Origin of the sequence: Arthrobacter sp. ISL-65 (assembly GCF_018613795.1) — a bacterium.
Lineage (GTDB): Bacteria > Actinomycetota > Actinomycetes > Actinomycetales > Micrococcaceae > Arthrobacter.
In genome coordinates, this window is record NZ_JAGGPN010000031.1 from 60,067 (window position 1) to 84,461 (window position 24,395).

Genomic DNA, 24,395 nt, shown 5'->3' on the forward strand with positions numbered 1-24,395 from the left:
TCAGTCCCTATAGGTAGGTTTTCCCTGTGACTGTTACAACTGCCCTTTACCGCAGGTATCGCCCGGACTCGTTCGCGGACGTTATCGGGCAGGAGCATGTCACGGAGCCGCTGATGACGGCGCTGCGCAAGAATCGCGTCAACCACGCCTACCTTTTCTCCGGCCCGCGTGGCTGCGGCAAGACCACGTCTGCGCGCATCCTGGCCCGCTGCCTCAACTGTGCCAAGGGCCCCACAGACACCCCGTGCGGCGTCTGCCCCAGCTGCGTCGAACTTGCCCGCGGCGGAGCCGGCTCCCTCGATGTCATCGAGATCGACGCCGCCAGCCACGGCGGCGTGGACGACGCCCGCGACCTCCGGGAACGCGCCACCTATGCACCAGTGCGGGACCGCTACAAGATCTTCATCATCGACGAGGCGCACATGGTCACCTCGGCGGGCTTCAACGCCCTGCTGAAAATCGTCGAAGAGCCGCCGGAACACATCAAGTTCATCTTCGCCACCACCGAGCCGGACAAGGTCATCGGGACCATCCGCTCGCGCACGCACCACTACCCTTTCCGGCTGGTGCCGCCTGAGCCGCTGATGGCTTACCTTGAGCAGCTCTGCCACCAGGAAAACGTCCCGGTGGCCCCCGGAGTGCTGTCCCTCGTGATCCGCGCGGGTGCGGGATCCGTGCGGGATTCGCTGTCCGTGCTGGACCAGCTCATGGCAGGCGCCGGACCCAACGGCCTCGACTACGAACTCGCTGTGGCACTTCTCGGTTACACGCACGCCTCGCTTCTGGACGACGTCGTCGAAGCAATCGCCGCTTCCGATGCCGCCACGGTCTTCCGTGCCGTGGACCGCGTCATTCAGACGGGGCATGATCCCCGCCGTTTCGTGGAGGACCTCCTGGAGCGTTTCCGGGACCTCATCATCGTGCAGGCCATGCCGGAAAGCGCCCAGGCCATCCTCCGCGGCATGCCGGCCGACCAGATCGCCCGGATGCAGAGCCAGGCACACAATCTCGGCGCGGCCGAGCTGTCTCGCGCGGCCGACGTCACCAACACCGCGCTGACGGAGATGACGGGTGCCACGTCGCCGCGGCTGCACCTGGAACTGCTGTGCGCCCGCATCCTGCTGCCCAGTTCCGAGCAGACCGAGCGCGGCATCGCTGCCAGGATCGACCGCGTGGAGCGGCGCCTTAACTACGGAGGGTCCGACGCCGGCGCTCCCGCCGCCGCCTCGGCTCCGGTTGCGCCGGCCGTGCCGGCGCCTGCGGCAGCCGCGCAGGCTCCTGCTGCGGCTTCTCCGGTTTCGCCTGCTCCGCTTGCACCCCCTGCGTCTGTTCCGTCTGCCGCTCCTGCCCAGAACGCTCCGGCCTCCCATGGTCCGGCAGCTTCGGCGTCAGTCCCTGCCGCTCCGGCGCAGGTGGCTCCGGCGTCCAGCGCGCCGCGAGTGGGCCCGCCCAGCATCCAGGCCGCGCCCACGGCGCAGGACGCGCCCGAACGGGAAGCCCTGGCCGCGCCACGCATCACCACTGGTGACTGGCCCACGGATGACGCCGCCGCAGGCGAACGTCGCCCGGCCCCGGGCTCGCACGACGGGCAGGGCCGGGAGCCTGTCGCCCAGCGTCCCGCGGCCTCACAGGCCCCGGAGTCCGCCCCACGGCCGGAGCAGGCCCAGCGCCACGAGGCCCGGCGCCAACAGGCTCAGGGCCCCGAGTCGCTTGCCGCGCAGGCGGCCCCGTCGGCTCCCGCTCCGCAGCCCCCCGCCGAACCCTCTTCCAGCACAGCCCCCGCCGGTGCAGCCCCCGCCGGGTCGCATGCCGACGTCGAGGTACTCCGCCGCGCCTGGCCCGAGGTCCTGCAGACCCTGACAAGGATCAAGCGAAGCACCTGGGCTCTCGTTGAGCCCAATGCCCAGGTTGGCCAGTTCGACGGCCAGGTCCTGACGCTCGTCTTCACCACCTCCGGGCTGGCGGGCGCCTTCGGCAGGGCAGACCACTCCGAGAATCTGCGCCAAGCCATCCACAAGACGATCGGCATAGACTGCCAGATCACCGCGGTGGCAGGCGCCGGCAGTTCAGCGAGCTCTGAACCAAACCCAAAAGCGCCTACTAGCCGGGACGTTCCGGCTACCACCACCGACGCGGATTGGGGCCTGGCCCCTGCCCTGGGTGGCTCCGGAGAGCCGGAGCCCGCCCCTGCCAGCCCTGCGGCAACAGGTCCGGCTCCGGCGTCGCCGGGTCCGTCCACCGCGCCCGCGGCCCGGCATGCCTCTCCTTCTTCGCCGGAGGCTTCTGCGGTCTCCACACCGCAGTGGTCAGGACCCACCATCACGGCGTCCCGGTCGGACACTGGCGGCCCCGCCGGCGGCGGCAGCGATACTGGCGCCTCCAGCGCTCCTGCACCATCTGCGCCTACGGCACCCGCCGGCAGCGGCAACGCTGCTGGCGCATCCGGCAATGAACCGTCCGCACTCTCGCAGCAGCCCGCCCCGCAGCCTGTTGCCGCACAGGCGTCCGCTGCGCAGCCGGTGGCCACCCACCCGGCGGCTTCCAGGGCGTCTGTCGCCCCATCCACTGCAGGGCAGACGCAAGAACGCGGGCCGCTAGCGCAGCAGACCGGCGACTACTCCTATCCGGATGACGACTGGGGCCCTCCACTCGACGAGGACGCGCCTCCGCTGGATGAAGAACCTCCCATGGACTGGGAGCCGTCGCGCCAGTGGCAGGGCAGCCCCGCGCCATCGTCGGCGCCGGAGGTAAAGGCACCGGAGGTAAACCAATCTGTCGAGCCTGCACCCTCGGCGGCGCAAGCCCGCGCCAAAGCTGCTGCTCCGGCACAGGCGGAGCGCCAACCTGCTCCAGAAACCTCCGCTGATCCGTGGTCGCGTGCTGTCGAGCAGACACCTGGCGTATGGGCTCTCCGTTCCGAAAGCAACGTGGGCAAATACCCGGCCGCGGCTGACAACGACCACGACGACGACCACGAGGAGTCGACCGGCTCCGCTGCACCTGTGTACCCACCCGCCGCCGCCCAGCCGCCGCATACCGGCAGTAGCGCCGCGGGACGGCAACAGTCCAGTACCCCGGGTGTGAGCGCCCCAGCTGAAATCGCCGCTGCTGAGAGCGCGCCGGAAACAGCCGAGCGCGCTGTCCCGGAGTTGGAGCCTGCCTACGCCATGGCATCCGCCCCGGCGGCTGCCAGCCACGAGTACGGAGCACCCACCCCAAACCAGGGTGTCCGCGCGCCCGCCGTGACCGCTGCCACCCACGCCGCCCCGGTCCGGGTTCCCGTGTTCGCATCCGGCCCAGCAGTTCAGGCAGGACCCGCGGTGCAGGCGGGGCCCACAGTGCAGGCCGGACCAGCGGTCAAGGCCGGCCCTGCAGTTGCCGCTGCCCGCACCACTGCGCCGGCGCAGGCGCAGGCGCCGGCGACCGAGACTGCCGCCAGGGGCAAGCTGAGCCTCTACCAGAGGCTCTCCAATAGCCCGGAGGCTGAGGCGGGCCGGGCCAAGGCGCCCGCGCGGAGCACCGAGGAACCGGCACCGTACGTGCAGGACATCCCCAGCGCGGATGACGAAACCATCGAGGAGTCGGGCGTCTTTGGCCGTGCCGCCGTCGAGCGTATTCTGGGCGGAAAGCTCATCGAAGAACGGTCGCTGGACGGCAGCCCCCTGATGCCCCGGTACTAGGCCGCGGCACCCGGTCTGAAGGAGCTCCCGCCCGAGGCGAGGACCCCAAGGGCCGGGCAGACCGCCCCGCGACGTACCAGTGCCCCGTCTGGCGGCACCGGCCATCTTCCAACCAAGCAATCGAGGAAAAAGTGTACGAGGGTGCAGTTCAGGAGCTTATCGACGAGCTCGGACGTCTTCCCGGTGTGGGACCGAAGTCGGCGCAGCGCCTGGCGTTCCACATCCTGGAGGCAGACCCCCAGGACATGAAGCGGCTGGTGGAGGCCATCACCACCGTCAAGGAACGGGTCAAGTTCTGTACCGCCTGCGGCAACGTGACCGAGCAGGAACTGTGCAACATTTGCCGCGACCCGAGGCGTGACCCCTCCGTCATCTGCGTCGTGGAGGAGTCCAAGGACGTGCTGGCCGTGGAGCGCACCCGCTCATTCCGGGGCCGCTACCACGTGCTCGGCGGTGCCATTAACCCAATCGCCGGCGTCGGCCCGGAGCAGCTTCGGATCCGCGAACTCCTCAACCGGCTCAGCGATGGCGCCGTCCAGGAGATCATCATCGCCACTGACCCGAACCTGGAGGGCGAGGCCACGGCCACCTACCTGGCGCGCATGCTGCAGTCGATCGGGATCGCAGTGACGCGGCTCGCTTCCGGGCTGCCCGTGGGCGGAGACCTCGAATACGCGGACGAAGTCACCCTGGGCAGGGCCTTCGAGGGCCGCCGGAACGCCCTCAGCTGACCGCAACGGTCACAATTCCACAGCGGGCGGACGGCGGCGATAAACTGTTGAAATCAGTATGCCGCCGTGCCGTAAGGCCGTCTGGCCTCCAGAACTCCAATTTGATCCAGTGAGGGTGCACGCATGAGTATGCCCAGTACCGATGTGAAAACCGAACCGCGGCCGCAGGAGCTGCCCGCAGCTGCTGCTGCCACCACGCAGCTCATTGTGCAGAAGTTCGGCGGCTCCTCGGTGGCTGACGCAGACGGCATCAAGCGCGTGGCCAGGCGCGTGGTCGACGCCCAGAAGGCCGGCAACGAAGTCGTCGTCGTCGTCTCCGCGATGGGTGACACCACCGACGAACTCCTTGACCTTGCCGCCCAGGTCACCGACTCAGCCCCGGCCCGGGAGATGGACATGCTCCTCTCCGCCGGTGAGCGCATCTCCATGGCCCTGCTGGCCATGGCCATCAACAAGTTCGGTGCGTCCGCGCAGTCCTTCACGGGTTCCCAGGCCGGCATGATCACGGACGGGATCCACGGCAAGGCGCGGATCATCGACGTCGACCCGCACCGCATCCGCACCGCCCTGGACAAGGGGCACATTGCCATCGTCGCCGGGTTCCAGGGCATGAGCCGCTCCACGAACGAGATCACCACCCTCGGCCGCGGCGGTTCGGACACGACGGCGGTGGCCCTCGCCGCCGCCCTCGAGGCTGACGTCTGCGAGATCTACACCGACGTTGACGGCATCTACACGGCGGACCCCCGGGTCGTTCCGTCAGCCCAGAAGATCGACCGCATCTCCAGCGAGGAGATGCTGGAACTGGCTGCGTCCGGGGCCAAGATCCTCCACCTCCGGTGCGTCGAATACGCCCGGCGGTTCGGCGTGCCGCTGCATGTCCGTTCCTCATTCAGCCAGAACGAAGGCACCTGGGTCCTGCCCGGCGCCGATGACAAGATCACGACTCAAGAGGGAGTTGCCTTGGAGCAGCCAATCATCTCCGGTGTTGCACACGACCGCTCGGAAGCAAAGGTCACCGTTGTAGGTGTTCCGGACATCCCGGGCAAGGCAGCCGCGATCTTCCAGGTCATTGCGGACGCGCACTCGAACATCGACATGATCGTCCAGAACGTCTCCACGCACGGCACCGGCAGGACGGACATCTCCTTCACGCTGCCCATCGTCGAGGGCGCCGACGCCCTTGCCGCCCTCCGTGCTGCGCAGGCCGAGATCGGGTTCGAAAGCATCGAGTACAACGAGCAGATCGGCAAGCTGTCGCTGATCGGCGCCGGCATGCGCTCCCACCCGGGCGTTTCGGCCACGTTCTTCAAGGCCCTGTCCGCCGCGGGCATCAACATCAACATGATTTCCACCTCGGAGATCCGCATTTCCGTGGTGACCCATGCCGACCTGCTCGATGACGCCGTCCGCGCCATCCACAAGGCATTCGACCTGGACAGCGAAGCCGTTGCCACCGTCTACGGGGGCACCGGCCGCTAAAGGTCCGCTTGGGCACTGCGAGTCAGTGTAGTCAGAAGCCCGGTGCGTTCACGCACCGGGCTTCTTCACTTCATTGAAGGCGTTGTCACTTATCCAGTTCGCCCTTGCGGACAGCATAGTGGTGCCCCTCCGAGTCGGTCTCGACTTCGAACTGGGCCAGATCGTCTTCGGAAGCATGTTCATAATCGTCATGCAGGTGAACCACCGGCGTAGCTGAGTCGCCGACGGCGGCAGGGCCGAATACGAACCGGAGCCTGTCTGTCAGGTTCATAAAGCCACTGAGCACGTGTGCCACAAGTCCCACCCCCTTCCCTGCTTGAAGGCGGAGAGCGTCTGCCCTTCGACTGCCAGTGCCCTTATTTTACGCCGGGAGCCCAAAAATGAACCCCCGCCGGTACAGCCCGGCCGCTGCTAGCGCAGGGACTTGTCGTCGGGGTTGCGCGGCACCACATAGGTGCTACCGTCCGGGCGCCGGACAGTTTCCCACTGCTGCGTCTCGGCCTCGCGCTGGGCGAGCAGTTTGCGGTTCTCCTCGGTCATGTCGTGCACCAGCGAACTCCTGTTGGCGGGGCCAAAAACCGCCCTGAGCTTGCCGGTTGCCCGCATGAACCGCTGTGCGCCGTTCTCTTTTGCCACGGTGTCCACTCCATTCCACTACTACTGCCAAAATCAAGGTACACGAATTATTAGTGGACTAACGATCGAATGGGATGCTCATGGCTACCCGCCCGAAATCCCTGGCCCCCTGTGCTACCGGAACAGCTGCAATGCCCGCCTCCGAACAGGACGACCTCCTTCTGGAAAGACAGCTGTGCTTCGCCCTGACCGTCGCCTCGCGCAGCGCCGTAGGGGCATAAGCCCGTCCTGGACAGGCTGGGGCTCACCCATCCCCAGTACTTGGTCATGCTGTGCCTTCGGGAGTCCAGTCCGCGCTCGGTCCGCGATATCAGCGACGCCCTCCTGCACGAGCCCGCGACCATATCGCCTCTTTTGCGGCGCCTGGAAGCGGCCAGCCTCATCACGCGCACGCGCGTGGAGGGAAACGAGCGCGCCCTGGCAGTGGACCTGACTCCGCAGGGGGCGGCCCTCCGCATGCGGGCCACGGCAGTTCCCGGGACCATGATGGCCAAGCTCAGCCTCAGCCGGGACCAGGTGGAGAGCCTGCATAGCTCCATGATGGACCTCATTGCCGCCACAGGCTCCGCCCATGGGTGATTCTCCGCCCCCGGGTGACTTCCTTTTGCTTTTCAACCGGTCCCCGCACGACGCCGGGACCCGCCACCAGCGGTGAGTCCCGGCGTCGTCCGTCCTGGGATCAGAGGCACTATGGCACCGGCCGCACCGCCACCGGTGAGCGAACGGTGTTGTCACCTGACGTCCACGTCAGGGATCCGGTGGAGTATGCGTTCAGCGGAGCCCCTGCGGTAGTAAACGTGATGGTGAACGTGGCGCTTTCACCCTCGGCCAGCGTCACTTCTGCCGGACTGACGGTGGTTGTAATGCCCGGAAGGGTGATCGCTGCCCGGTAGGTTCCCGCCGTCACCGCCGTGACCCGCCGCGTAACGGTCTGGCTGCCGGACATGGCGCCCAGTGCCACCGAGGGAAGGTTGACGTCTTTGGCTGCGATGGGAGCCACACCAAGGGCTATTCCCTGTCCCTGGAGGAAGCCCATCCAGTCACCGATGCCGGCGTCGTAGACGAGCCCCGGGGAATCGAACCGGGCCGGCTGGACATGGCCGGCGCCCTGGGCAAAGACGTCATGCACGTCGACGCCCTTTGCATCGACCAGGTCGTACGCCGTGGTCATGATGGCGGATTTCACGGCCGCCGGGGACCACTGCGGGTTCTTGCCGAGCAGCAGGGCTCCCGAGCCGGCAATGTGCGGCGATGCCATCGACGTGCCGGACAGGAAGCCGAAATTCTCGCCCTTGAATCCGACCGGTGAAACGGCGGCCAGAACTGCAACACCAGGAGCCGCAACATCAGGCTTGAGCAGGTCTCCGTTGGATGCCAGGGTGGGTCCGCGTGAGGAGAATCCGGCAATCTGCGGCACCGGCGGGGGTTCGGCTCCGGTGGTGTCAGTCGCCTTGAGGCTTGCCGTCATGCCCGGAGTTGCCGCCACCAGGTCCTTGATCTTCGGGTCGTCTATGTGAACCGTGGGAACACTGTGCAGATCGGCATCGAGGGAGCTGGGCGTCAGGTTGACCAGGACCATGCCCACGCCGCCGGCGCGCTTAACCTCGGCGCTCTTGTCAACGCGTGCAACAACGCCGCGGTCGCAGACCACGATCTTGTCCGCAACCTTGGCCGGGTCCAGGGAGTTCGGCGCGCACAGCGCCGCATCTGTGGCCAGGGCGGCGGCCGCCTTCACGTCCACGGCCAGAACGATCGGCTTGGAGTCCACCTCGCTGCCCATGACACTTGCGCCGGCGAACTTGCTGCCGTCCGACAGTTCCGCGGTTCCGCGCAGGGTGTTGTCGAACGTTGAGGCGGCCACGCTGGTGATCCAAGGTCCGGCATGGTTGACGGTCGAGGCCGTCGGACCGGAATTACCTGCGGAGGCGGCCACAAAGATCCCTGCGGCCGCGGCGTTCAGGAACGCGAGCGAAACGGCGTCGACAGTGGAGTTGTTATTTCCCGAGATGGAGAAGTTCAGCACGTCCACGCCGTCGAGGACGGCATCCTGGATGGCGTTAAGAATGTCCGACTCGACGCACCCGGTAGCCTCCGGAATGGCGCCTTCCCAGCAGACCTTGTAGACGGCGATCTTGGCCGCCGGCGCAACGCCTGAGCTCTTGCCAAAGTCCCGGCCGCCTGCCGACTGGGTGACGTCACTGTTTCCGGCTGCGGTGCTGCCCGTGTGGGATCCGTGGCCGCTAACGTCCAGCGGCGAGAACTTCTCGTTCGGGGACCGGAATTCCGGGGGGACCGCCGCCTTGTAGGCCTTGTCGTAGAACCTGGCACCGATGACCTTGCTGTTGCATTCCGTGCCGTCGAAACCGTCGCCGGCCACGCAGTCGCCCACGAACGTTCCCCCGTTGGCCTTGCGCATCGCGATCACGTTGCCCTGGAGTCGGTACGGCACGCCCACGTCCGGGGTGCCGGACAGCGGATCGACGGTGTCGCCGGTGAAGAACGGGTTGTCGGGCGTGTAGCCGGTGTCCACCACGCCCACGACGACGCCCTTGCCCGCCTCATCCGTGCCACCGAACTGCTGGTCCCACACGCCGTCGCCGCCCGGAAGTCCAAGGAAGTCGGTGCTCGAGTAGTCCGGCTTGCGCATGCTGTCCGGGACCACGGCCAGCACGCTGCTGTCACCGGCGAGCGCCTTGGCCTGCGCCGCGGAGAGTACAGCGCTGAAGCCGTTGAGGGCCAGGGTGTAGCTCCTGTTGATGGTCACGCCCGTTGATGCTGCCGCCTGCCGCTGCTTGGCCCTGAGGTGAGCATCGTATTTGCGGGAGTTGGGGCCGGAGGGGTTCAGCTTCTTACTCTTCGGCACCGCCGTGCCGGGGATGCCGGCCACGCCGCCGGAATAAGTGGCCAGCGGTTTGTCCTTGAGCATCACGATGTAGTGGCCGTCGTCGAGCGGGGATGCCGCCGGCTGGGCAGCGGTTGGCCGGAGAGCAGCCAGCTGCGCCGATGCAGGTGCGGGAGCCGCCGCCGTTGGTCCGGCGAGGCCCTGGCCGATGACCATGGCAAGGGCTACGGCGAATATGGCCGGCAGCCTACTGCTGTGTCCGGGGCGGGTAGTGGATTGCTGAGGGATCATGGGGGATGCCTTCCTTGGTTCAGGACCTGTAGACCTTCGGTCCCACGAACTGGACGCTCTGCCCCCCATGGGCGTCATCACTATTTGGTTATGCCGCGCACCCGTTGATGTCAGAAAGATACCGCGGACGCCCCCAAGAATCGATACCCTTCCGTTAGCAATTGCCGGGTACCGTTATCCGGCTGTACCGGACGGCCCGGGGCCCCGACGGTAGAATGGGAAAAACTTGAGGAGACCCGGCATGCGCAAGCAACTGATTTCTGTGCTGCTCGCCCTCGCAGCGACGGGCGGTCTCGCGGCCTGCACCCCGAACACCGGAACCGGCCAGCCTTCGGCCACCCCCGGGACCACCACCGGCTCGCCGGGGACCTCATCGCCCGGAACTTCATCACCGGGCACCGAGACTCCGGGCACTGAAACCCCCGGCACCGGCACTCCCAGTACCCCGGCGCCCGGCTCTACACCGCCCGACGCCGAAACGACGGTCCCAGCGCCCGCACCCCCTGCCGCTTCTCCCCTGCCGTCCGGGCCCAGCGCCGGCGATGCCGAACTGTCCATCACGGTCAAAGCGTCGAAGGACGGAAAGGCCGCCAATTACACTCTGGTCTGCAAGGGCGGCGCGCCGATGGCAGAGAGCCAGCACCCCAACGCCGCAGCAGCCTGCACTTCGCTGAAGGACAACGCAGCCATCGTGAACCCCGCCGCGCCGCCCAAGGGCATCTCCTGCACGCAGCAGTATGGCGGGCCGCAGGTTGCCAGCGTGACCGGCGAAGTCAATGGCACCCCCGTGGAGACCTCCTTCGCCCTGCGGGACGGCTGCCAGATCGGAGCCTGGAACGCCGCCAAGGACATCCTCGGTGCTGCAGGCGGGGCTCTCTAGCACCGTGGCAGGCACTGCATTGACGATCCCCGCCGCCCAGGTCCTCTCCGCCGCCGACTGGAAGGGACGGGAAGCCGCCCACGTGCGCCGGGTGCGCCGCTACGCCGATCCCTACCTTGCCCGCCGTTCCGCGGGGCGGAAGCATCCCGTGGAGGACTTCCTCTTCACGTACTACACGCAAAAGCCCGGCCAGCTCCTGCGCTGGCATCCCGGTGACGGTGCGGTCGTCTCCGGAACGGAGGCGGCTGCCCGCAAGGACTGGAAATACTACAAAGCACTCGACGGCGGTGAGCTGGCCAGCGCGGGCCTTCCGCCCGGCATCACCGCGGTGGCGTTCGACCGTCAGGCGTTCCTGGCCGAACGGCGCGAGGCTCTCCTGTTTGCCCGGATCATCCTGGCCGCAACCGCCGCGCGGCCGGCGCAGTTCGGCTGCTTCGGCCTGCACGAGTGGGCCATGGTCTACCGGCAGGAGAAGTTCGAGCTGCGCCACGAGTACCTCAAGCTGCGGCTGGGCGCCGCGGGCACGGACAAGGTGGTCGAGGACAACAGGATCCGCTGCTCACACTTTGACGCGTTCCGGTTCTACACACCCGACGCCGTGCCCCTGAACGAGCTTTCCCCCAGCCGGGAGAACCAGCGGACCATGGAGCAGCCCGGCTGCCTGCACGCCAACATGGACCTCTACAAGTGGGCGTACAAGCTCTCCCCTGCCCTGCCCAGCGAACTCGTCATGGACTGCTTCGAGCTGTCCTGGCGGGTGCGGGCCATGGACATGCAGGCCTCCCCCTATGACCTCACAGACTGGGGCTACCCGGCCATTCCGATTGAGACCGCCGACGGCAAGGCTGCTTACGTGGAGCAGCAGCGCGCCTTCTCGGCCGAAGCCCAGGAGCTGCGTGGCAGGCTGATGGCCGCCCTCGCGCCGCTCTTCGACAGCCTCGGAACGGAGACCGAAGGATGAGCGATACACCTCAATTCCCGGGCGCAGGCCCGGACGTCGGCCTGCCTCCGGACACGGACCTTGAACTGACCGTCGCCCTCACCCACGAACCGGGCGGCCCGGAACACGTCTTTGTCCTGGTCAGCCGTTCCGGCCAACTGGTGGAATCAACCCTCCCGGATCCTGCGGCGGCGATTGCCGCCGTCGGACGCTTCGGCGAACGGATCTTTTTCCCCGAACCGGGCCCGCCCAGGCTGTGCACCCAGCAGTACGGCGGCCCCCAGGTGGCCGTGGTCACAGGCACTTTCAACGGACGCACGGTGAACTCCCGGTTTTCCCTGACGGACGGCTGCGAAATTGCCCGCTGGCGGACGCTATCCCCGCTGCTGGGCGGAGTGGCCGGGTCCACCGGCGCCATCTGAGCTGCCAGGACATCCTTGGCCGCGCGGTCCAAGAAAGAGCTTTTGTACACATATCGCGACTTCCGGGGCGTTTAGCGCCCATTATCTGTACGAATACTCCAACCATACGCACGGCGAAGGCCGGCGGGACATTGGCATTTTGCGCCACGCCCGGCGGCCTTCGCTGTGGGGCCCCTTCGGGAGCCCGGTTCCGGGACCTTCCTAGATGGAGTTATCCGGTGACCGCGTCAGGTCCTGGTTCTGGACCTTCCCCCGTTCCTTCTTTTTCTTCGGATCTTCCGAGGCCGGTGCAACAGCGACGGCGCCGCCCTCCGCCACCACGACGTTCACGAACGTCGGGGCGCTGGCCCCATCGAAGGTGATCCGCCCGATGTAGGAGCCGGGCGCCAGGTTCTTCCAGGTGAGGGCGAGCTTCCCGCTGAGCCCGTTCGCAAGCCGGACCGGATCAGGAGTCACGGTGGCGTTGCCCTCGTTTGCCCCCAGGACCGCAGCATCCACCGAGGCCTTGGTTGCCTGTTGGTTGGGACTGTCGTAGAGATTCACGAACATCTGGTAGGTACCGGCAGCAGGGTTCGGAATCGAAACAGACTCGCTCGCCGAGGCCGTGGCGACCACAATTCCCTGCCCGTCCGGCGTGACCACCACCATGTCGAAGTCGGCGTTCTCATCCGCGGAAATCACGGACAGCTTGGCCAGGGGCACGCCGGCCGGAACTTCCACCGTCTTGACGAAGTTCGAGGCGTCGGCCTCGTACCGGAACGGCCCGGGTACGAGTTCGATGGCCGAGGAGTCCGCCTTCGACAGACCGTCGAGCGTCACGTTCGTGGGCAAGTTCGAGCCCGAGACGATGCCGATATTGCCTGAACTGTTGGCCCCCTGGGAGGTGAACGCAATGTTCTTGGGAGCCACCACCGACTGCGGCCGGACCGCAATCGGTGATGTCACTGTCTTGTTGGCACCCCGCCACGTGAGCGAACCCGCGGCAAACTCGCCCAACTTGGCACTCTGGTTCTCAAAGGCCACCTTGAACTTGCGCTTCTCGCCGGCAGCGCCAAAGGACAGGACCGACGGCGTCACCGTCACCTTCACTCCGGGCACGCTGGCCTTTGCGCTGTAGACACCCGGCGTCAGCGCAGTCACCGTGCGGGTGACCTCGATCCTGCCGGCCAGGTTTCCGAGCGAGAAGGACGGGACGTTCATGTCACGGGGCCGCGTGCTACCGAGCCCAGGCATGCCCAGATCGACGCCGGTTCCCTGGATAAACCGCAGGTAGTCGTCGACGGTGGCGTCGTACACGAGACCCGGATCCAGCACACGGGCGGGATCCACCTGCCCCGCGCCGGTGGCGAGGACGTCCGTATTCTTGCTGCCGTCTGCGAGCTTGACGTCGCTGGCAGTGGTCATCATGGCCGACTTCACGGCGGCCGCGGACCAGGTGGGGTTCTTGCCCAGGATCAGGGCACCGAAGCCGGCCACGTGCGGCGACGCCATGGAGGTGCCGGACATGAACCCAAACTCGTCGCCGCCGGCACCGATCGGAGAAACGCCGGCAAGGACAGCGACGCCGGGTGCAGCGACGTCGGGCTTCAGCAGGTCAGAGTCGGCGGCGAGGAGCGGTCCGCGGGAGGAGAAGCCGGCGATCTGCGGCTGCGCCTCGGCGGGCAGTCCCGTTGTGTCCTTGTTGACCAGGGAGACCGTGATGGCCGGGTTCGCCGCCACCTTGGCCTTGATGGTTTCCGTGGCAGGCGGATTCACATGCACGGTGGGGACGGAGTGCTTGTCGGCGTCGAGCGATGATGCGGCCAGGTTCACGAGGATCATGCCCACCCCGCCGCCCCGCGCAACCTCGGCACTCTTGGCCACCCGGTCATAGACGCCGCGGTCGCAGACCACCACCTTGCCTGCAATCTTGGCCGGATCGAGCGAACCGGGGGCGCACAGTGCAGGGTCGGCGGCCTGTCCGGATGCTGCATTGGCGGCGAGCACAACGCCTGCCCCGGCAACTTCACGGTTCATGATGCTGGCGCCGCGGAACTTGCTGCCGTCGGAGAACTCCACGGTGCCCTGCAGCTCCTGGGAGAAGCTGCTGGCCGCAACGGTGGTGACCCACGGCTCGCCGTGGTTCACGGTGCTTGCTTCAGGGCCGGAGTTGCCTGCGGAGGTGGCCACGAAGATGCCGGCTGAGGCGGCGGACAGGAACGCCATGGACACCGGGTCCGTCGTGCTGGAGGTGGTGCCCGAGATCGAGTAGTTCAGGACGTCCACGCCGTCGAGCACGGCCTGGTTGATGGCGTCGACAGCGGACGAGGTGTAGCAGCCGCCGGTGTTGGGATCGTTGTCCTCCCAGCAGATCTTGTAGCTGGAAAGCTTGGCGGCCGGTGCGATGCCGCCGGTCAGGCCGAAGCTGCGACCGTCGACGAAGGTTTCCACGTCGGCGTTGCCGGCCGCGGTGCTTGCCGTGTGGGTTCCGTGGCTTCCCACATCCACCGGCGAAATCAGTTCCTCCGGCGCCCGGTCCTGCTTGGCCACGGAATCCTCGAAGGCGTCGGAGAAGTACCTGGCACTGAGGACCTTGGAGTTGCAGGCCGTTCCGTTGAACTCTTCACCCTTTTGGCACTCGCCCTCGAAGGTGCTGCCGTCTGATTTCAGCATCGCGATGTTACCGCCGGCGGCGCGGTAGGGAACGCCTACCTCCGGATTGCCCTTGAGCTGTGCAACCTCATTGCCGGCGAAGAACTGGCTGCCCGGCGTGTAGCCGGAGTCGATGACGCCCACCACAACGCCCTTGCCGGCGCCGGCCTTGCCGCCGAACTGCCTGTTCCACGTGCCGTAGGCTCCGCTGAGCTTGAGGAAGTCCGTGGTGGAGTAGTCCGGGGCCTGCTGGGTGTCGGGTGCCACCGCGAGGACCTCAGGGTTCTTGGCAAGGTTCACGGCCTGGTCGGCGGTAAGCCTGGCGGTGAATCCATTGAGTGCCGCCGTGTATTTGCGGCGGATCTGCACGTTTTCCTTCTCAGCCAGCGCGGCCTGTTTCGCCTCCAGGTGGGCCTGGTACTTGCGCACCTCCGCCCGGTCGGCGTCGAGTTTGTGGCCGGACCGCGGCTTGGTGGCCTGCAGGCCCGGAGTGCCGCCCTCGTAGGTGGCGGCGGGCTTCTCGGTCAGGACCACAATGTAGCGGCCGGCCGAGTAGTCGTTGGGGTCGACGTTCTTTTGCTGTGCGGCCGTGGCCGCAACCTGCGACGGCGCCGCGGTTGCCGGCAGCGCGCCGACTGACGAAAGAAGCAAAGGCAAGCCGACAACCAGTGCCGCTGCTTTCCCGGCCCCCCGGCTTAGGAATAAGCTTTTTCCTGCTGATTTCACGAGTGCTTGGAACCTTTCATAAGGAACGGCCCCGGCTACGTTGCCGGGCGCAGGCGGCAACGACACGTGAAGATGACAGGTCCTGTCGATCCCAGCAATCGTCGACCGATCCCCACAGTACCTACCGAGAGCCGGATATGACATAGGGCGCAATCCCCGAGTTTACTTTTTTGTCACTGCCCTTGACACTGGCATCAAAAAGCAGCGGCGGGTGCCCGGAAAGGGCACCCGCCGCTGCTACTAGAAGTCTGTGCTGCCGCCTCGCCGGGAGCTACTGCCGGGGTGTGCGGACCACCTCACTGATCCACTGGCGCGTCTTCTCGTCCACCGGACCGGCCACCCGGTCACGCCCGGCAGCCCCACGGCCAAGACGGCGCCCAACGCGGGTCTGCCCGGTACCGCCGGACCCAGCGCGGTTCTGGCCAGCACCGCCCGAGCCAGCGCGGTCCTGCCCGGCACGGTTCTGGCGGGCCGCACGGTCGGCCTTGATCTTCTGGAACACCATCCTCCCGAGGCCGGCGAACACGGCGACGGCCATCACAGGCAACAGGACGGATTTTGAATTCTCAGCCATTCCGCAATCCTACTGAGCGTGCCCCCGGTGGACCAGAGCCGGCGTCGTTCTTCCCTCGCTGCGGCGTCCGCCGCACCGAATACGAAAGTGGTGCGCTGCGGCCGGTAGAATAGGCATGCAAGCTCGCGGAGCGCCCGTCCACACCATGCCATTTGAATGCCCTGCCATTTGAAACGGCCAGGCAATTTCAGGAATGGCGTGAGACGGCAACACTCCGCTGCGCCCTTACCCAATGCACACGCACAGGAGTTACCGGATGCCCCGGATCGTTGTCGACGTCATGCCCAAGCCCGAGATTCTGGACCCGCAGGGGAAGGCCATCGTGGGTGCACTCCCCCGCCTGGGCTTCACCAGCTTTAGCTCTGTCCGCCAGGGCAAGCGTTTCGAACTGACCGTTGACGGCGAGGTGACCGAGGACATCCTGGCCCAGGCCCGCGAAGCCGCCGAGACCCTGCTGTCCAACCCGGTGATCGAGGACGTCGTAAACGTCGAGGTCGTCGAGGCCTGAGATGACTGAACTTCCCCTGATCGGCGAGGCAGTCGCCGTCGCCGCCGAGCCGCGCCTCGCAGGCGCGAAAATCGGCGTCGTCACCTTCCCCGGAACCCTGGATGACCGGGACGCTTCCCGTGCGGTCCGGCTCGCGGGCGGCACGCCCGTGGAGCTCTGGCACGGAGACTCCGACCTGGGCGACGTCGACGCCGTCATCCTCCCGGGCGGATTCTCCTACGGCGATTACCTCCGCGCTGGCGCCATCGCGCGCTTCGCCCCGCTGATGTCCAAGATCATCGACGCCGCCAACTCGGATGCCAAGCTGCCGGTGCTCGGCATCTGCAACGGCTTCCAGCTGCTGACCGAGTCGCACCTGCTGCCCGGTTCCATGATCAAGAATGACCACCTGAAGTTCATCTGCCGCGACCAGGTGCTGCGGGTCGAGAACAACAGCACCTACTGGACCGGGGACTACGCCGCGGGCCAGGAAATCACGGTGCCGCTGAAGAACCAGGACGGCCAGTACATCGCGGACGAGAAGACCCTCGACGCCCTCGAGGCCGAGGGCCGCGTGGTGTTCCGCTACGTGGGCTTCAACCCGAACGGCTCGCGCCGCGACATTGCCGGCATCTCGAACGCCGCCGGCAACGTGGTGGGCCTCATGCCGCACCCGGAGCACGCCGTGGAGGTAGGCTTCGGCCCCGAGTCCCTGGACGGTATCGGCGGGTCCGACACCGAAGGCCTCGGTCTCTTCACCTCGGTACTGAACAAGATTGTGGGAGCGAACTAATGACCGAGATCTCAACAAGCTCGATCACCGAGACCAAGAAGTTCAACATCGACACCGTCGAGCACGCGGCCAAGACCCCGGACACCGAACTGCCGTGGGCCGAACTCGGCCTGAAGCGCAACGAGTTCGACGAGATCGTCAAGGTCCTGGGCCGCCGCCCGACCGGCGCCGAACTCGCCATGTACTCCGTGATGTGGAGCGAGCACTGCTCCTACAAGTCCTCGAAGAACCACCTGCGCCAGTTCGGCGAGAAGGTGACCGACGAGATGAAGAAGGACATGCTGGTGGGCATCGGCGAAAACGCCGGCGTCACCAACCTGGGCGACGGCTGGGCCGTGACTTTCAAGATCGAGTCCCACAACTCGCCGTCGTTCGTTGAGCCGTACCAGGGTGCCGCCACCGGCATCGGCGGCATCGTCCGCGACATCATCTCCATGGGCGCCCGCCCTGTTGCCGTGATGGATCCGCTGCGCTTCGGCGCCATCGACCACCCGGACACCGCCCGCGTCATGCACGGCGCGGTCGCCGGCATCGGCGGTTACGGCAACTCCCTCGGCCTGCCGAACATCGGCGGCGAGATGGTCTTCGACTCCGTGTACCAGGGCAACCCGCTGGTCAATGCCTTGGCCGTGGGCGTCATGCGCCACGAGGACATCCGCCTGGCCAATGCCTCGGGCAAGGGCAACAAGGTAGTGCTGTTCGGTGCACGCACCGGCGGCGACGGCATCGGCGGCGCCTCGGTGCTCGCCTCCGAGTCCTTCGACGACACCAAGCCGTCCAAGCGCCCTGCTGTCCAGGTGGGCGACCCGTTCGCCGAGAAGGTCCTCATCGAGTGCTGCCTTGAACTGTTCAAGGGTTCGCTGGTTGAGGGCATCCAGGACCTCGGCGCCGCGGGCATCTCCTGCGCCACGTCCGAGCTCGCCTCCAACGGCGACGGCGGCATGAACGTCGAACTGACCTCTGTCCTGCTGCGCGACCCCACCCTGACTCCGGGCGAGATCCTGATGTCCGAGTCCCAGGAACGCATGATGGCCGTGGTGACGCCGGAGAACGTCGAGGCCTTCGAAGCCGTCATGGACAAGTGGGCCGTGGAGTACGCCTGGCTGGGTGAGGTGACCGACAGCGGCCGCCTGATCATCACATGGGAAGGCGAAGTCATTGTCGACGTCGACCCGCGCACCGTGGCCCACGACGGTCCGGTCTACGACCGCCCGTTCGCCCGCCCCGAGTGGCAGGACGCCCTCCAGGCCGACTCCTTCACCGGGTCCGTACAGGACGCCGGCCGCCCCTCCGCCCCGGCGGAACTGGCCGCGGCCGTCACCGAGCTGGTTGCCTCGCCGAACATGTGCGACAAGTCCTGGATCACCAACCAGTACGACCGGTACGTCGGCGGCAACACCGCCCTGGCGTTCCCGGACGACGCCGGCGTGGTCCGCGTGGACGAGGAATCCGGCCTGGGCGTTGCCCTGGCCACCGACGCCAACGGCCGCTACACCTACCTCGACCCGTACCACGGCGCCCAGCTGGCACTGGCCGAGGCCTACCGCAACGTGGCCACCTCCGGGGCCGTGCCGATGGCCGTCAGCGACTGCCTGAACTTCGGTTCCCCCGAGGACCCGGACGTCATGTGGCAGCTGGCCGAGGCCATCCGAGGCCTCTCCGACGCCTGCATGGTGCTGGGCATCCCGGTGACCGGCGGCAACGTCTCGCTGTACAACCAGACCGGCACCACGCCGATCCACCCCTCCCCGGTGGTGGCAGTGCTGGGCAAGCTCGACGACGTCGCCCGCCGCACGCCGTCGGGCTGGCGGGAAGACGGCGCAGCCATCTACCTGCTGGGCACCACGGCGGCGGAGCTGGACGGCTCCGAATGGTCCAACCTGCGCGGCCACCTCGGCGGTCTGCCGCCCAAGGTTGACCTCGAGGCCGAGCGTGCGCTGGGCCAGATCCTGATCAACGCGTCCCGCGACGGCATGGTGGACTCGGCCCACGACCTCTCCGAGGGCGGCCTTGCAGCGGCCCTCGTGGAAGCGTCGCTGCGCTACGGCGTGGGCGCCCGGATCGCGCTGCAGGACGTCCTGGACCGCGACGGCGTCGACCTCTTCACCGCGCTGTTCTCCGAGACCCAGGGCCGCGCCGTCGTGAGCGTTCCGCGCTCCGAGGAAGTCCGCTTCAAGGACATGTGCACTGCCCGCGGCTTCGAGCACCTGCGCATCGGCGTGGTAGACGCAGCCAGCGGACAGCTGGAGATCAACGGCGTGGACACCCTCTCGCTGGACTCGCTCCGCGAAGCCCACGAGGCCACCCTGCCGAAGTACTTCGGCTAGTCCTCACCCATCGATTGCTCCGTAGCTGCCCTTCTGACCCGTCAGAACGGCAGTTACGGAGCAATCGTTGTTTAACGCCCGGGCCGCCAGCCGGCCTGTACCAGCGCGCTACGGACTTTGGCTACCGCCGCCTTGCCGTCATTTAGCATGTGACGCTTGGAAATACGGACTTCCGTCCAGCCCAGCGCGGAGTACCGTTCCGACCGCGCGATGTCCCGCTCAATCTGCAGCTCGTCACCGTGATGCTCCCCTTCATACTCGATGCCGACGCGGTACTGCTTGTACGAGAGGTCCGGCTCATGGTGCCGGGTGCCGTCGTCGGAAAAAATCGGCACGTTCAGTGCCGGCTCAGGAAGCCTCGCTCGGACAATCGCCAGCCGAAGCAGGGTCTCCTGGGGTGAGTCTGAGCCGACCCGGACGAGCCTGATGGCCTCCTTTGCCTTCCGCAGTCCCCGTTTGCCCTTGTGCCGGTCGATCATGCGCTGGAGGTCCGCCAGCGTACATAACGGCTGGTCCCGGCCCTCCAGCTCCGGACGCGGCACACGCACGGAGCTGTCCCCGGCCACAACAAGCTCATCCACGCTCAGCATTTCGGCGAGGTCAAGCCACGTTCGTTCGGGCGTGGTGACGGGGATGCCGTCGAGAACAGTGACTTCATCGTCGAAGAGCCTCATCCGGTGCACGATGACGTGCGGCCGGTTTAGGTGGGCTGCCCCCTCGGGCCTGATGATGTCGAACATGTCGGGCTCCCCTTTCTGGCGTCGTCGTCGCGGCAGGTTGAGGAGCTCCGCCGCAGTGAGGTGCGACGCGGCGCAACGCTCATTGACCTCGATGAAGGGCCGCACCCTGACGTTCAAGGGGAGCTCCGCCGTCGGGCTTGCTGCACGGATGCCCCTGCCCAACGCGGTGAGCGAGCGGTGCCGGAGCCGCTTCGAAGTAATGCCCGCGCGGCCGGCCTCACCAACGGTGAAGGGCCTGTCCTGGAATTTGTTCGGCAATGGGCGTGCGGTCTTCATGGCTACATAAGAACAGAAAGGCTTCCGGCCCCGCAGAAGTTATCCACAGCCCCCATCGAATGCTCCGTCGACGCCCTTATGGGGCCTCAAAAGGGCGGTTACGGAGCACTCGATGGGATCAGTCCTCGCTGTGGAGCTCCCGCTGCCGGGCGCTCAGCAGCTCCAGCTCGGGCCGGAAGGCCACGAAGCGTTCGACGGCGGTGAGCACCTCCACGAGGTGCGCGCGGTCGGCGGCGACCAGGCCGGCGCCGATCCTCGTGCGCCGGTACTGGTCGTGGTCCCCCACCTCGGCCACGGAGACGTCATAGCGCCGTTTGACCTCGGCCAGCAGCGGCCGAACAACAGACCGCTTCTCCTTGAGGCTGTGCACGTCGCCGAGGAGGATGTCGAACTCTATCCAGCCGATCCACATGCAGTTAATGCTAGCGAGGCTGCTCAGATAGTGAGCTCGCCCATCGTGTCCCAGCCGTCGCCGTCGAGCTGACGGCTGATGATGCGCGGGGTCTCCGCGAGGGCCTGCGGCATGTCCTCCATGGCCTTCTTGAAGTGGGCGCTGTTGACATGGTCCCCGGCGGCATCGTCCTTGAACGCTTCGACCAGGACAAACTCGTTGCGGTCATCCACACTGCGGGACCAGTCGAACCACAGGTTGCCTGGCTCCTGGCGGGTGGCCTCGGTGAAGTCCGCCACCAGGCCGAGCCACTTATCTGACCAGTCGGGTTTGACCTTGAACTTGACGACGATGAATATCACGGGATTTATGCCTTTCTTTGGGTTTGTGCGTTCCGTTCGGAGGAGAGCGCCTGCTCGCACTCCTCGATGGCCTCGCGGGCATACTTCTGCTGGGCCGGGGTACCGACGCGTTCGGCCCACTGCTCGGCCAGCTGGAACTCCACGAGCGCCTCGGTGAGCCGGCCCGCTCCGTGCAAGGTCCAGCCCAGGTTGTTGTGCAGCGCCACCATCCAGCGCTTGGTCCGTTCGTCGTGGACCGTGGAGGCGTACTCCAGGGCGCTGCGGGTCCAGAGCTCCGCGTGGGCGGAGTCGGCGATGGCCAGCATGTGCAGTGCGTCCACGGCCAGGAATTCCTCGCCGAGATGGTCGCCGAGCTCGGCCGCCTGCTCGAACAGAGGCACCGCCATGGCCGCGTGCCCGCTCGAGTTCAGGACCCGACCGCGCTCCAGCAGGACGCGGACACCAACCGTCGGCTCGTCCCCGTCAATCGAGTCGAGCAGGGCGTCAGCCTCTTCGAAGCGGCCCTGGAGCCCGATGGCCCGCCCCAGCTGCGTGGAGAGTTCGGCCCGTTCGTCGGCGTCGTACCGGGGGTCCGCCAGCGCATCCCGGAAGCGTTGCTCGGACAGCTTCGGATCCTCGAAGTTCCACAAAAGGTCAAGGCTCTTTTGGTCCAGCATGTACCTCTCCTGATCAGCTTTCACCTGCGGCGAGTTGGCGTGCACCTTCAATGTATCGGGAAGTCATGAGGCGCTGCGCGCGGCGGGCCAGCGCGCCGCCCGCAGCGTAGAACCAGTTGGACGGCCGGCTGAACGCAGTGATGCTGAGGTAAACCCTGCCCTGGGCGTCAATCTCGGTCACAAATGACTCCTCACCACGCACCGGGTGGCCCGGCAGGGAGCCGTAGCCGAAGCCGGCCGACTGTGGTCCGCCGCCCGGCGCGGGACGGTGCACCCACACGACCTCACAGGGCGCGTTGAGGCGGAAGGGCCCGACGCCGAAACCGCTCACCACGCGCGCGCCGGGAACGACGACGTCGGATTCGGTCCGGACGCGCAGCCCGGACCGGCGCTGCAGTTCCCAGGCCAGGATCCCCTGCGCCACCTTGGCGTACACGTCCGCGCCCTCTCCGAGGTAGGTCCGGGACGCCACCCGGCGGTAGCCTGCCGGCGAGCCGCCGCGCTCCGTGGCGCCGATCTCCGCATAGTTGAGGGCACCCCGCGCCAGCCGCTTTTCAGCCATTGCCCACCTGCCTGGCCCAGCCAAGCTGCTCCCGCTGTTTCCGGCTAAGCGAGGCAACCACAAGGTCGTAGGAGTCCTCCACCATGTCCCGGACCATGTCGTCCGGCAGGCCACCGTCCAGCCGGACCCCGTTCCAGTGCGTCTTGTTCATGTGCCACGCCCCGGTGATCTCCGGATGCACGGCCCGGAGCTGTTCTGCCAGGGCAGGCTCACACTTGAGGCTCACCGACCAGTCGTCAGGATCCATGGCGGACGCGGCGAACATCTTTGCCTCCTGCCGCGCCCCACCGGACACCGCCGCCCTGACCTTGAACACCGACGTTTCGGGCCCGAACGGGAAGTCCTCGAAGGCGCCCGGAAACGACAGGCAGATTTTTCTCAGGGCGGCTTGATCCCATGCTGCGAGCCTACAAACCCTTTCCAGGCGGTGCTAGTCTGCGAACATGGCAGCTGCCCGGGAGACCATACCTGTACTGGATCTCGGCTCCGCACGCCGGGCCGACGGTTCGTTCAATCCGGAGTTCATTGAGGAGCTCCGCGATGCCACGCACCGCGTCGGTTTCTTCCAAGTCATCGGCTACGACGGTGCACCCGGCCAGGCCAAGGAGCTGCTGGCGACGATCAGTCGCTTTTTCGATCTTCCCCTCGAGGAACGAATGAAGCTGGACAACCGGCTGTCCCCGCATTTCCGTGGCTACACCCGGATGGGCACGGAGGTCACGCAGGGAAGGGCGGATGCGCGCGAGCAGATCGACTACTCACCCGACCGGGAGCCTGTGAAGGACTATCCGCCCGAGCAGCCGTACTGGCTCCTGCAGGGCCACAACCTGTGGCCGGAGGAGTCCATGCCGGAGCTGAAGCAGGCGGCAATGGCCTGGGCCGAGCTAATGTCCAAGGTGGGGGCGGAGCTCATGCGGGCCATCGCCGTGTCCCTCCGACAGCCGGAGAACTATTTCGACGAACCCTTCAGGGACGCTCCGGCCTGGATGGGCAAGCTGGTCCATTACGTCGGCGGAGTGGTGGAAGCGGCGGGCGATCAGGGCGTCGGCTCACACGCGGACTACGGCTTTGTGACCCTCCTCCTTCAGGATGAAGTGGGCGGGCTTGAAGTGCAGCCGCCAGGCTCCAGCGGGTGGGTTTCCGTGAACCCCATTCCCGAAGCGCTGGTGGTGAACCTTGGCGAAATGCTCGAAGTGGCCACGGAGGGCTATCTGGCCGCCACCATCCACCGGGTTAAGTCTCCGCCGCCCGGTGTGGACCGTTACTCCGTCCCGTTCTTCTGGTCGCCCCGGCTGGATGCGGTGATCGATCCGGTGCCCCTCCCGGCAGAACTTAAGGCGCAGGCGCGCGGCATCACTGACGATCCGTCCAACCCGTTGCTCGCCTCGTTCGGCCTGAACATGCTCAAGGGCCGGATGCGTGCCCACCCGGACGTCACCGAGCGCCACTACCCTGAGCTGATGAAGCCCTGAACCGGAGCCTTGAAGCCGTGCCCCGCACAGGCTAGATCCCCACGCGCCACCCTTCGCGGGCAGGGCAGGAATTCACGACGACGTCCAGCCCGGCGGCCTTCGCGCGTTCCACGGCGGCGTCGTCAAACACGCCCAGCTGCAGCCACACTGCCTTGGCCCCGACTGCGATGGCCTGGTCGATGACGGGCCCTACCTTCTGCGAATTGACGAAACAGTCCACGACGTCGATCGGGTGCTTTTCGGCCGGAATCTCGGAGAGGGAACGGTAGCCTTTCTCCCCGTGCACGTCGTCGCCCGGCAGGTTAACCGGGATGATCTCCATGCCCATGCGGTCGCGGACAAACAGCGAGACGTCGTACGCCGAGCGCCACTCATTCCGGGTCAGGCCGACGATGGCCCAGATGCCCTTCGTTCGCATGAGTCGGTCGACAACCGCCGGATCGTTTTCGTGAGCCATGAGTCAACTCTACTCCTGCGGTATTTGGCGGTCTTTT

22 protein-coding genes and 1 pseudogene are annotated in these 24,395 nt (G+C 66.7%); 11 read left to right on the forward strand and 12 right to left on the reverse strand.

Annotation, left to right across the window (positions count from 1 at the left end; genetic code table 11):
- The first annotated feature begins 26 nt into the window (after positions 1-26).
- The 3 genes from J7I85_RS13245 (at position 27) to J7I85_RS13255 (ending at position 5,893) form a co-directional block, all read left to right on the forward strand.
- Complete coding sequence (locus tag J7I85_RS13245) at positions 27-3,680, forward strand: DNA polymerase III subunit gamma and tau (RefSeq protein ID WP_214852374.1); 3,654 nt, start codon at positions 27-29, stop codon at positions 3,678-3,680.
- Positions 3,681-3,811: 131 nt separating this feature from the next.
- Positions 3,812-4,411, forward strand: a complete 600-nt coding sequence (recR, locus tag J7I85_RS13250) for a recombination mediator RecR (protein WP_111902426.1) — start codon at positions 3,812-3,814, stop codon at positions 4,409-4,411.
- A gap of 123 nt (positions 4,412-4,534) precedes the next feature.
- Complete coding sequence (locus J7I85_RS13255; RefSeq protein ID WP_214852376.1) at positions 4,535-5,893, forward strand: aspartate kinase; 1,359 nt, start codon at positions 4,535-4,537, stop codon at positions 5,891-5,893.
- 85 nt (positions 5,894-5,978) lie between these two features.
- On the opposite strand, the gene J7I85_RS13260 is transcribed toward J7I85_RS13255, so the two are convergent.
- Complete coding sequence (locus tag J7I85_RS13260) at positions 5,979-6,164, reverse strand: hypothetical protein (protein WP_251024307.1); 186 nt, start codon at positions 6,162-6,164, stop codon at positions 5,979-5,981.
- Between the two features lie 140 nt (positions 6,165-6,304).
- Positions 6,305-6,499, reverse strand: a complete 195-nt coding sequence (locus J7I85_RS13265; RefSeq protein WP_194718022.1) for a hypothetical protein — start codon at positions 6,497-6,499, stop codon at positions 6,305-6,307.
- Between the two features lie 161 nt (positions 6,500-6,660).
- Between J7I85_RS13265 and J7I85_RS13270 the strand changes: the two are divergent.
- A pseudogene (locus J7I85_RS13270) lies at positions 6,661-7,108 on the forward strand (MarR family winged helix-turn-helix transcriptional regulator).
- Positions 7,109-7,217: 109 nt separating this feature from the next.
- Here J7I85_RS13270 and J7I85_RS13275 read toward each other — a convergent pair.
- A complete protein-coding gene (locus tag J7I85_RS13275; protein WP_214852378.1) occupies positions 7,218-9,662 on the reverse strand; it encodes a S8 family serine peptidase in 2,445 nt (814 codons plus the stop codon).
- Between the two features lie 241 nt (positions 9,663-9,903).
- On the opposite strand from J7I85_RS13275, the gene J7I85_RS13280 reads away from it, so the two are divergent.
- Genes J7I85_RS13280 through J7I85_RS13290 form a run of 3 tightly spaced genes read left to right on the forward strand, consistent with a single transcriptional unit; the run spans position 9,904 to position 11,904 of the window.
- The gene (locus J7I85_RS13280; RefSeq protein ID WP_214852379.1) at positions 9,904-10,542 is read left to right on the forward strand and encodes an SSI family serine proteinase inhibitor; all 639 of its coding nucleotides are present in this window, start codon (positions 9,904-9,906) and stop codon (positions 10,540-10,542) included.
- A gap of 4 nt (positions 10,543-10,546) precedes the next feature.
- Positions 10,547-11,503 (forward strand): 3-methyladenine DNA glycosylase, encoded by a 957-nt coding sequence (locus J7I85_RS13285; RefSeq protein WP_374102469.1) that lies wholly within the window; start codon positions 10,547-10,549, stop codon positions 11,501-11,503.
- Positions 11,500-11,904, forward strand: coding sequence for a serine protease inhibitor (locus J7I85_RS13290; protein ID WP_214852380.1), 405 nt, complete (start codon positions 11,500-11,502; stop codon positions 11,902-11,904). Before J7I85_RS13285 ends, J7I85_RS13290 begins: the two co-directional genes overlap by 4 nt.
- Before the next feature lie 201 nt (positions 11,905-12,105).
- Here the strand turns inward: J7I85_RS13290 and J7I85_RS13295 are convergent, their stop codons facing one another.
- The gene (locus J7I85_RS13295) at positions 12,106-15,186 is read right to left on the reverse strand and encodes a S8 family serine peptidase (protein ID WP_251024320.1); all 3,081 of its coding nucleotides are present in this window, start codon (positions 15,184-15,186) and stop codon (positions 12,106-12,108) included.
- 346 nt (positions 15,187-15,532) lie between these two features.
- Positions 15,533-15,835: a hypothetical protein gene (locus tag J7I85_RS13300; RefSeq protein ID WP_214852381.1), complete on the reverse strand. Its 303-nt coding sequence runs from the start codon at positions 15,833-15,835 to the stop codon at positions 15,533-15,535.
- A gap of 256 nt (positions 15,836-16,091) precedes the next feature.
- On the opposite strand from J7I85_RS13300, the gene purS reads away from it, so the two are divergent.
- From purS to purL, 3 genes are read left to right on the forward strand one after another with little or no spacing between them, the layout of a single operon-like run.
- The gene (gene purS, locus J7I85_RS13305) at positions 16,092-16,343 is read left to right on the forward strand and encodes a phosphoribosylformylglycinamidine synthase subunit PurS (RefSeq protein ID WP_214852382.1); all 252 of its coding nucleotides are present in this window, start codon (positions 16,092-16,094) and stop codon (positions 16,341-16,343) included.
- A 1-nt stretch (position 16,344) separates the two neighbouring features.
- Entirely contained in the window at positions 16,345-17,115 is a 771-nt protein-coding gene (purQ, locus tag J7I85_RS13310; RefSeq protein WP_214852383.1) for a phosphoribosylformylglycinamidine synthase subunit PurQ, read from the forward strand.
- Positions 17,115-19,442, forward strand: coding sequence for a phosphoribosylformylglycinamidine synthase subunit PurL (gene purL, locus J7I85_RS13315; protein ID WP_214852384.1), 2,328 nt, complete (start codon positions 17,115-17,117; stop codon positions 19,440-19,442). Before purQ ends, purL begins: the two co-directional genes overlap by 1 nt.
- 71 nt (positions 19,443-19,513) lie before the next feature.
- Here purL and J7I85_RS13320 read toward each other — a convergent pair whose 3' ends face one another.
- The 6 genes from J7I85_RS13320 to J7I85_RS13345 form a co-directional block, all read right to left on the reverse strand.
- A complete protein-coding gene (locus J7I85_RS13320; protein WP_251024309.1) occupies positions 19,514-20,458 on the reverse strand; it encodes a hypothetical protein in 945 nt (314 codons plus the stop codon).
- Positions 20,459-20,576: 118 nt separating this feature from the next.
- Positions 20,577-20,870: a DUF503 domain-containing protein gene (locus tag J7I85_RS13325; RefSeq protein ID WP_214852386.1), complete on the reverse strand. Its 294-nt coding sequence runs from the start codon at positions 20,868-20,870 to the stop codon at positions 20,577-20,579.
- A gap of 23 nt (positions 20,871-20,893) precedes the next feature.
- The gene (locus tag J7I85_RS13330) at positions 20,894-21,211 is read right to left on the reverse strand and encodes a putative quinol monooxygenase (RefSeq protein WP_214852388.1); all 318 of its coding nucleotides are present in this window, start codon (positions 21,209-21,211) and stop codon (positions 20,894-20,896) included.
- A gap of 5 nt (positions 21,212-21,216) precedes the next feature.
- Positions 21,217-21,867: a hypothetical protein gene (locus J7I85_RS13335; protein WP_214852390.1), complete on the reverse strand. Its 651-nt coding sequence runs from the start codon at positions 21,865-21,867 to the stop codon at positions 21,217-21,219.
- A 13-nt stretch (positions 21,868-21,880) separates the two neighbouring features.
- Entirely contained in the window at positions 21,881-22,429 is a 549-nt protein-coding gene (locus J7I85_RS13340; RefSeq protein ID WP_214852392.1) for a DUF1990 family protein, read from the reverse strand.
- Positions 22,422-22,811 carry an MmcQ/YjbR family DNA-binding protein gene (locus J7I85_RS13345; RefSeq protein WP_214852435.1) on the reverse strand — a complete coding sequence of 130 codons (390 nt, stop codon included), beginning with the start codon at positions 22,809-22,811 and terminating at the stop codon, positions 22,422-22,424. Before J7I85_RS13345 ends, J7I85_RS13340 begins: the two co-directional genes overlap by 8 nt.
- A 61-nt stretch (positions 22,812-22,872) precedes the next feature.
- Here J7I85_RS13345 and J7I85_RS13350 point away from each other — a divergent pair, with 61 nt between their 5' ends.
- Positions 22,873-23,901, forward strand: coding sequence for an isopenicillin N synthase family oxygenase (locus J7I85_RS13350; RefSeq protein ID WP_214852394.1), 1,029 nt, complete (start codon positions 22,873-22,875; stop codon positions 23,899-23,901).
- Between the two features lie 31 nt (positions 23,902-23,932).
- Here J7I85_RS13350 and J7I85_RS13355 read toward each other — a convergent pair whose 3' ends face one another.
- Positions 23,933-24,358 (reverse strand): CoA-binding protein, encoded by a 426-nt coding sequence (locus J7I85_RS13355; protein WP_214852395.1) that lies wholly within the window; start codon positions 24,356-24,358, stop codon positions 23,933-23,935.
- Between the last annotated feature and the right edge of the window lie 37 nt (positions 24,359-24,395).

What these genes read in the sequence shown, in the direction of transcription:
- J7I85_RS13340 (WP_214852392.1), bottom strand. Translation starts at nt 22,429, where the DNA reads ATGGCTGAAAAGCGGCTGGCGCGGGGTGCCCTCAACTATGCGGAGATC.
- J7I85_RS13350 (WP_214852394.1), top strand. Translation starts at nt 22,873, where the DNA reads ATGGCAGCTGCCCGGGAGACCATACCTGTACTGGATCTCGGCTCCGCA.
- J7I85_RS13355 (WP_214852395.1), bottom strand. Translation starts at nt 24,358, where the DNA reads ATGGCTCACGAAAACGATCCGGCGGTTGTCGACCGACTCATGCGAACG.
- J7I85_RS13335 (WP_214852390.1), bottom strand. Translation starts at nt 21,867, where the DNA reads ATGCTGGACCAAAAGAGCCTTGACCTTTTGTGGAACTTCGAGGATCCG.
- J7I85_RS13275 (WP_214852378.1), bottom strand. Translation starts at nt 9,662, where the DNA reads ATGATCCCTCAGCAATCCACTACCCGCCCCGGACACAGCAGTAGGCTG.
- J7I85_RS13260 (WP_251024307.1), bottom strand. Translation starts at nt 6,164, where the DNA reads ATGAACCTGACAGACAGGCTCCGGTTCGTATTCGGCCCTGCCGCCGTC.
- J7I85_RS13325 (WP_214852386.1), bottom strand. Translation starts at nt 20,870, where the DNA reads ATGTGGATCGGCTGGATAGAGTTCGACATCCTCCTCGGCGACGTGCAC.
- J7I85_RS13265 (WP_194718022.1), bottom strand. Translation starts at nt 6,499, where the DNA reads ATGCGGGCAACCGGCAAGCTCAGGGCGGTTTTTGGCCCCGCCAACAGG.
- J7I85_RS13290 (WP_214852380.1), top strand. Translation starts at nt 11,500, where the DNA reads ATGAGCGATACACCTCAATTCCCGGGCGCAGGCCCGGACGTCGGCCTG.
- purQ (WP_214852383.1), top strand. Translation starts at nt 16,345, where the DNA reads ATGACTGAACTTCCCCTGATCGGCGAGGCAGTCGCCGTCGCCGCCGAG.
- purS (WP_214852382.1), top strand. Translation starts at nt 16,092, where the DNA reads ATGCCCCGGATCGTTGTCGACGTCATGCCCAAGCCCGAGATTCTGGAC.
- J7I85_RS13255 (WP_214852376.1), top strand. Translation starts at nt 4,535, where the DNA reads ATGAGTATGCCCAGTACCGATGTGAAAACCGAACCGCGGCCGCAGGAG.
- J7I85_RS13280 (WP_214852379.1), top strand. Translation starts at nt 9,904, where the DNA reads ATGCGCAAGCAACTGATTTCTGTGCTGCTCGCCCTCGCAGCGACGGGC.
- J7I85_RS13300 (WP_214852381.1), bottom strand. Translation starts at nt 15,835, where the DNA reads ATGGCTGAGAATTCAAAATCCGTCCTGTTGCCTGTGATGGCCGTCGCC.
- J7I85_RS13320 (WP_251024309.1), bottom strand. Translation starts at nt 20,458, where the DNA reads ATGAAGACCGCACGCCCATTGCCGAACAAATTCCAGGACAGGCCCTTC.
- purL (WP_214852384.1), top strand. Translation starts at nt 17,115, where the DNA reads ATGACCGAGATCTCAACAAGCTCGATCACCGAGACCAAGAAGTTCAAC.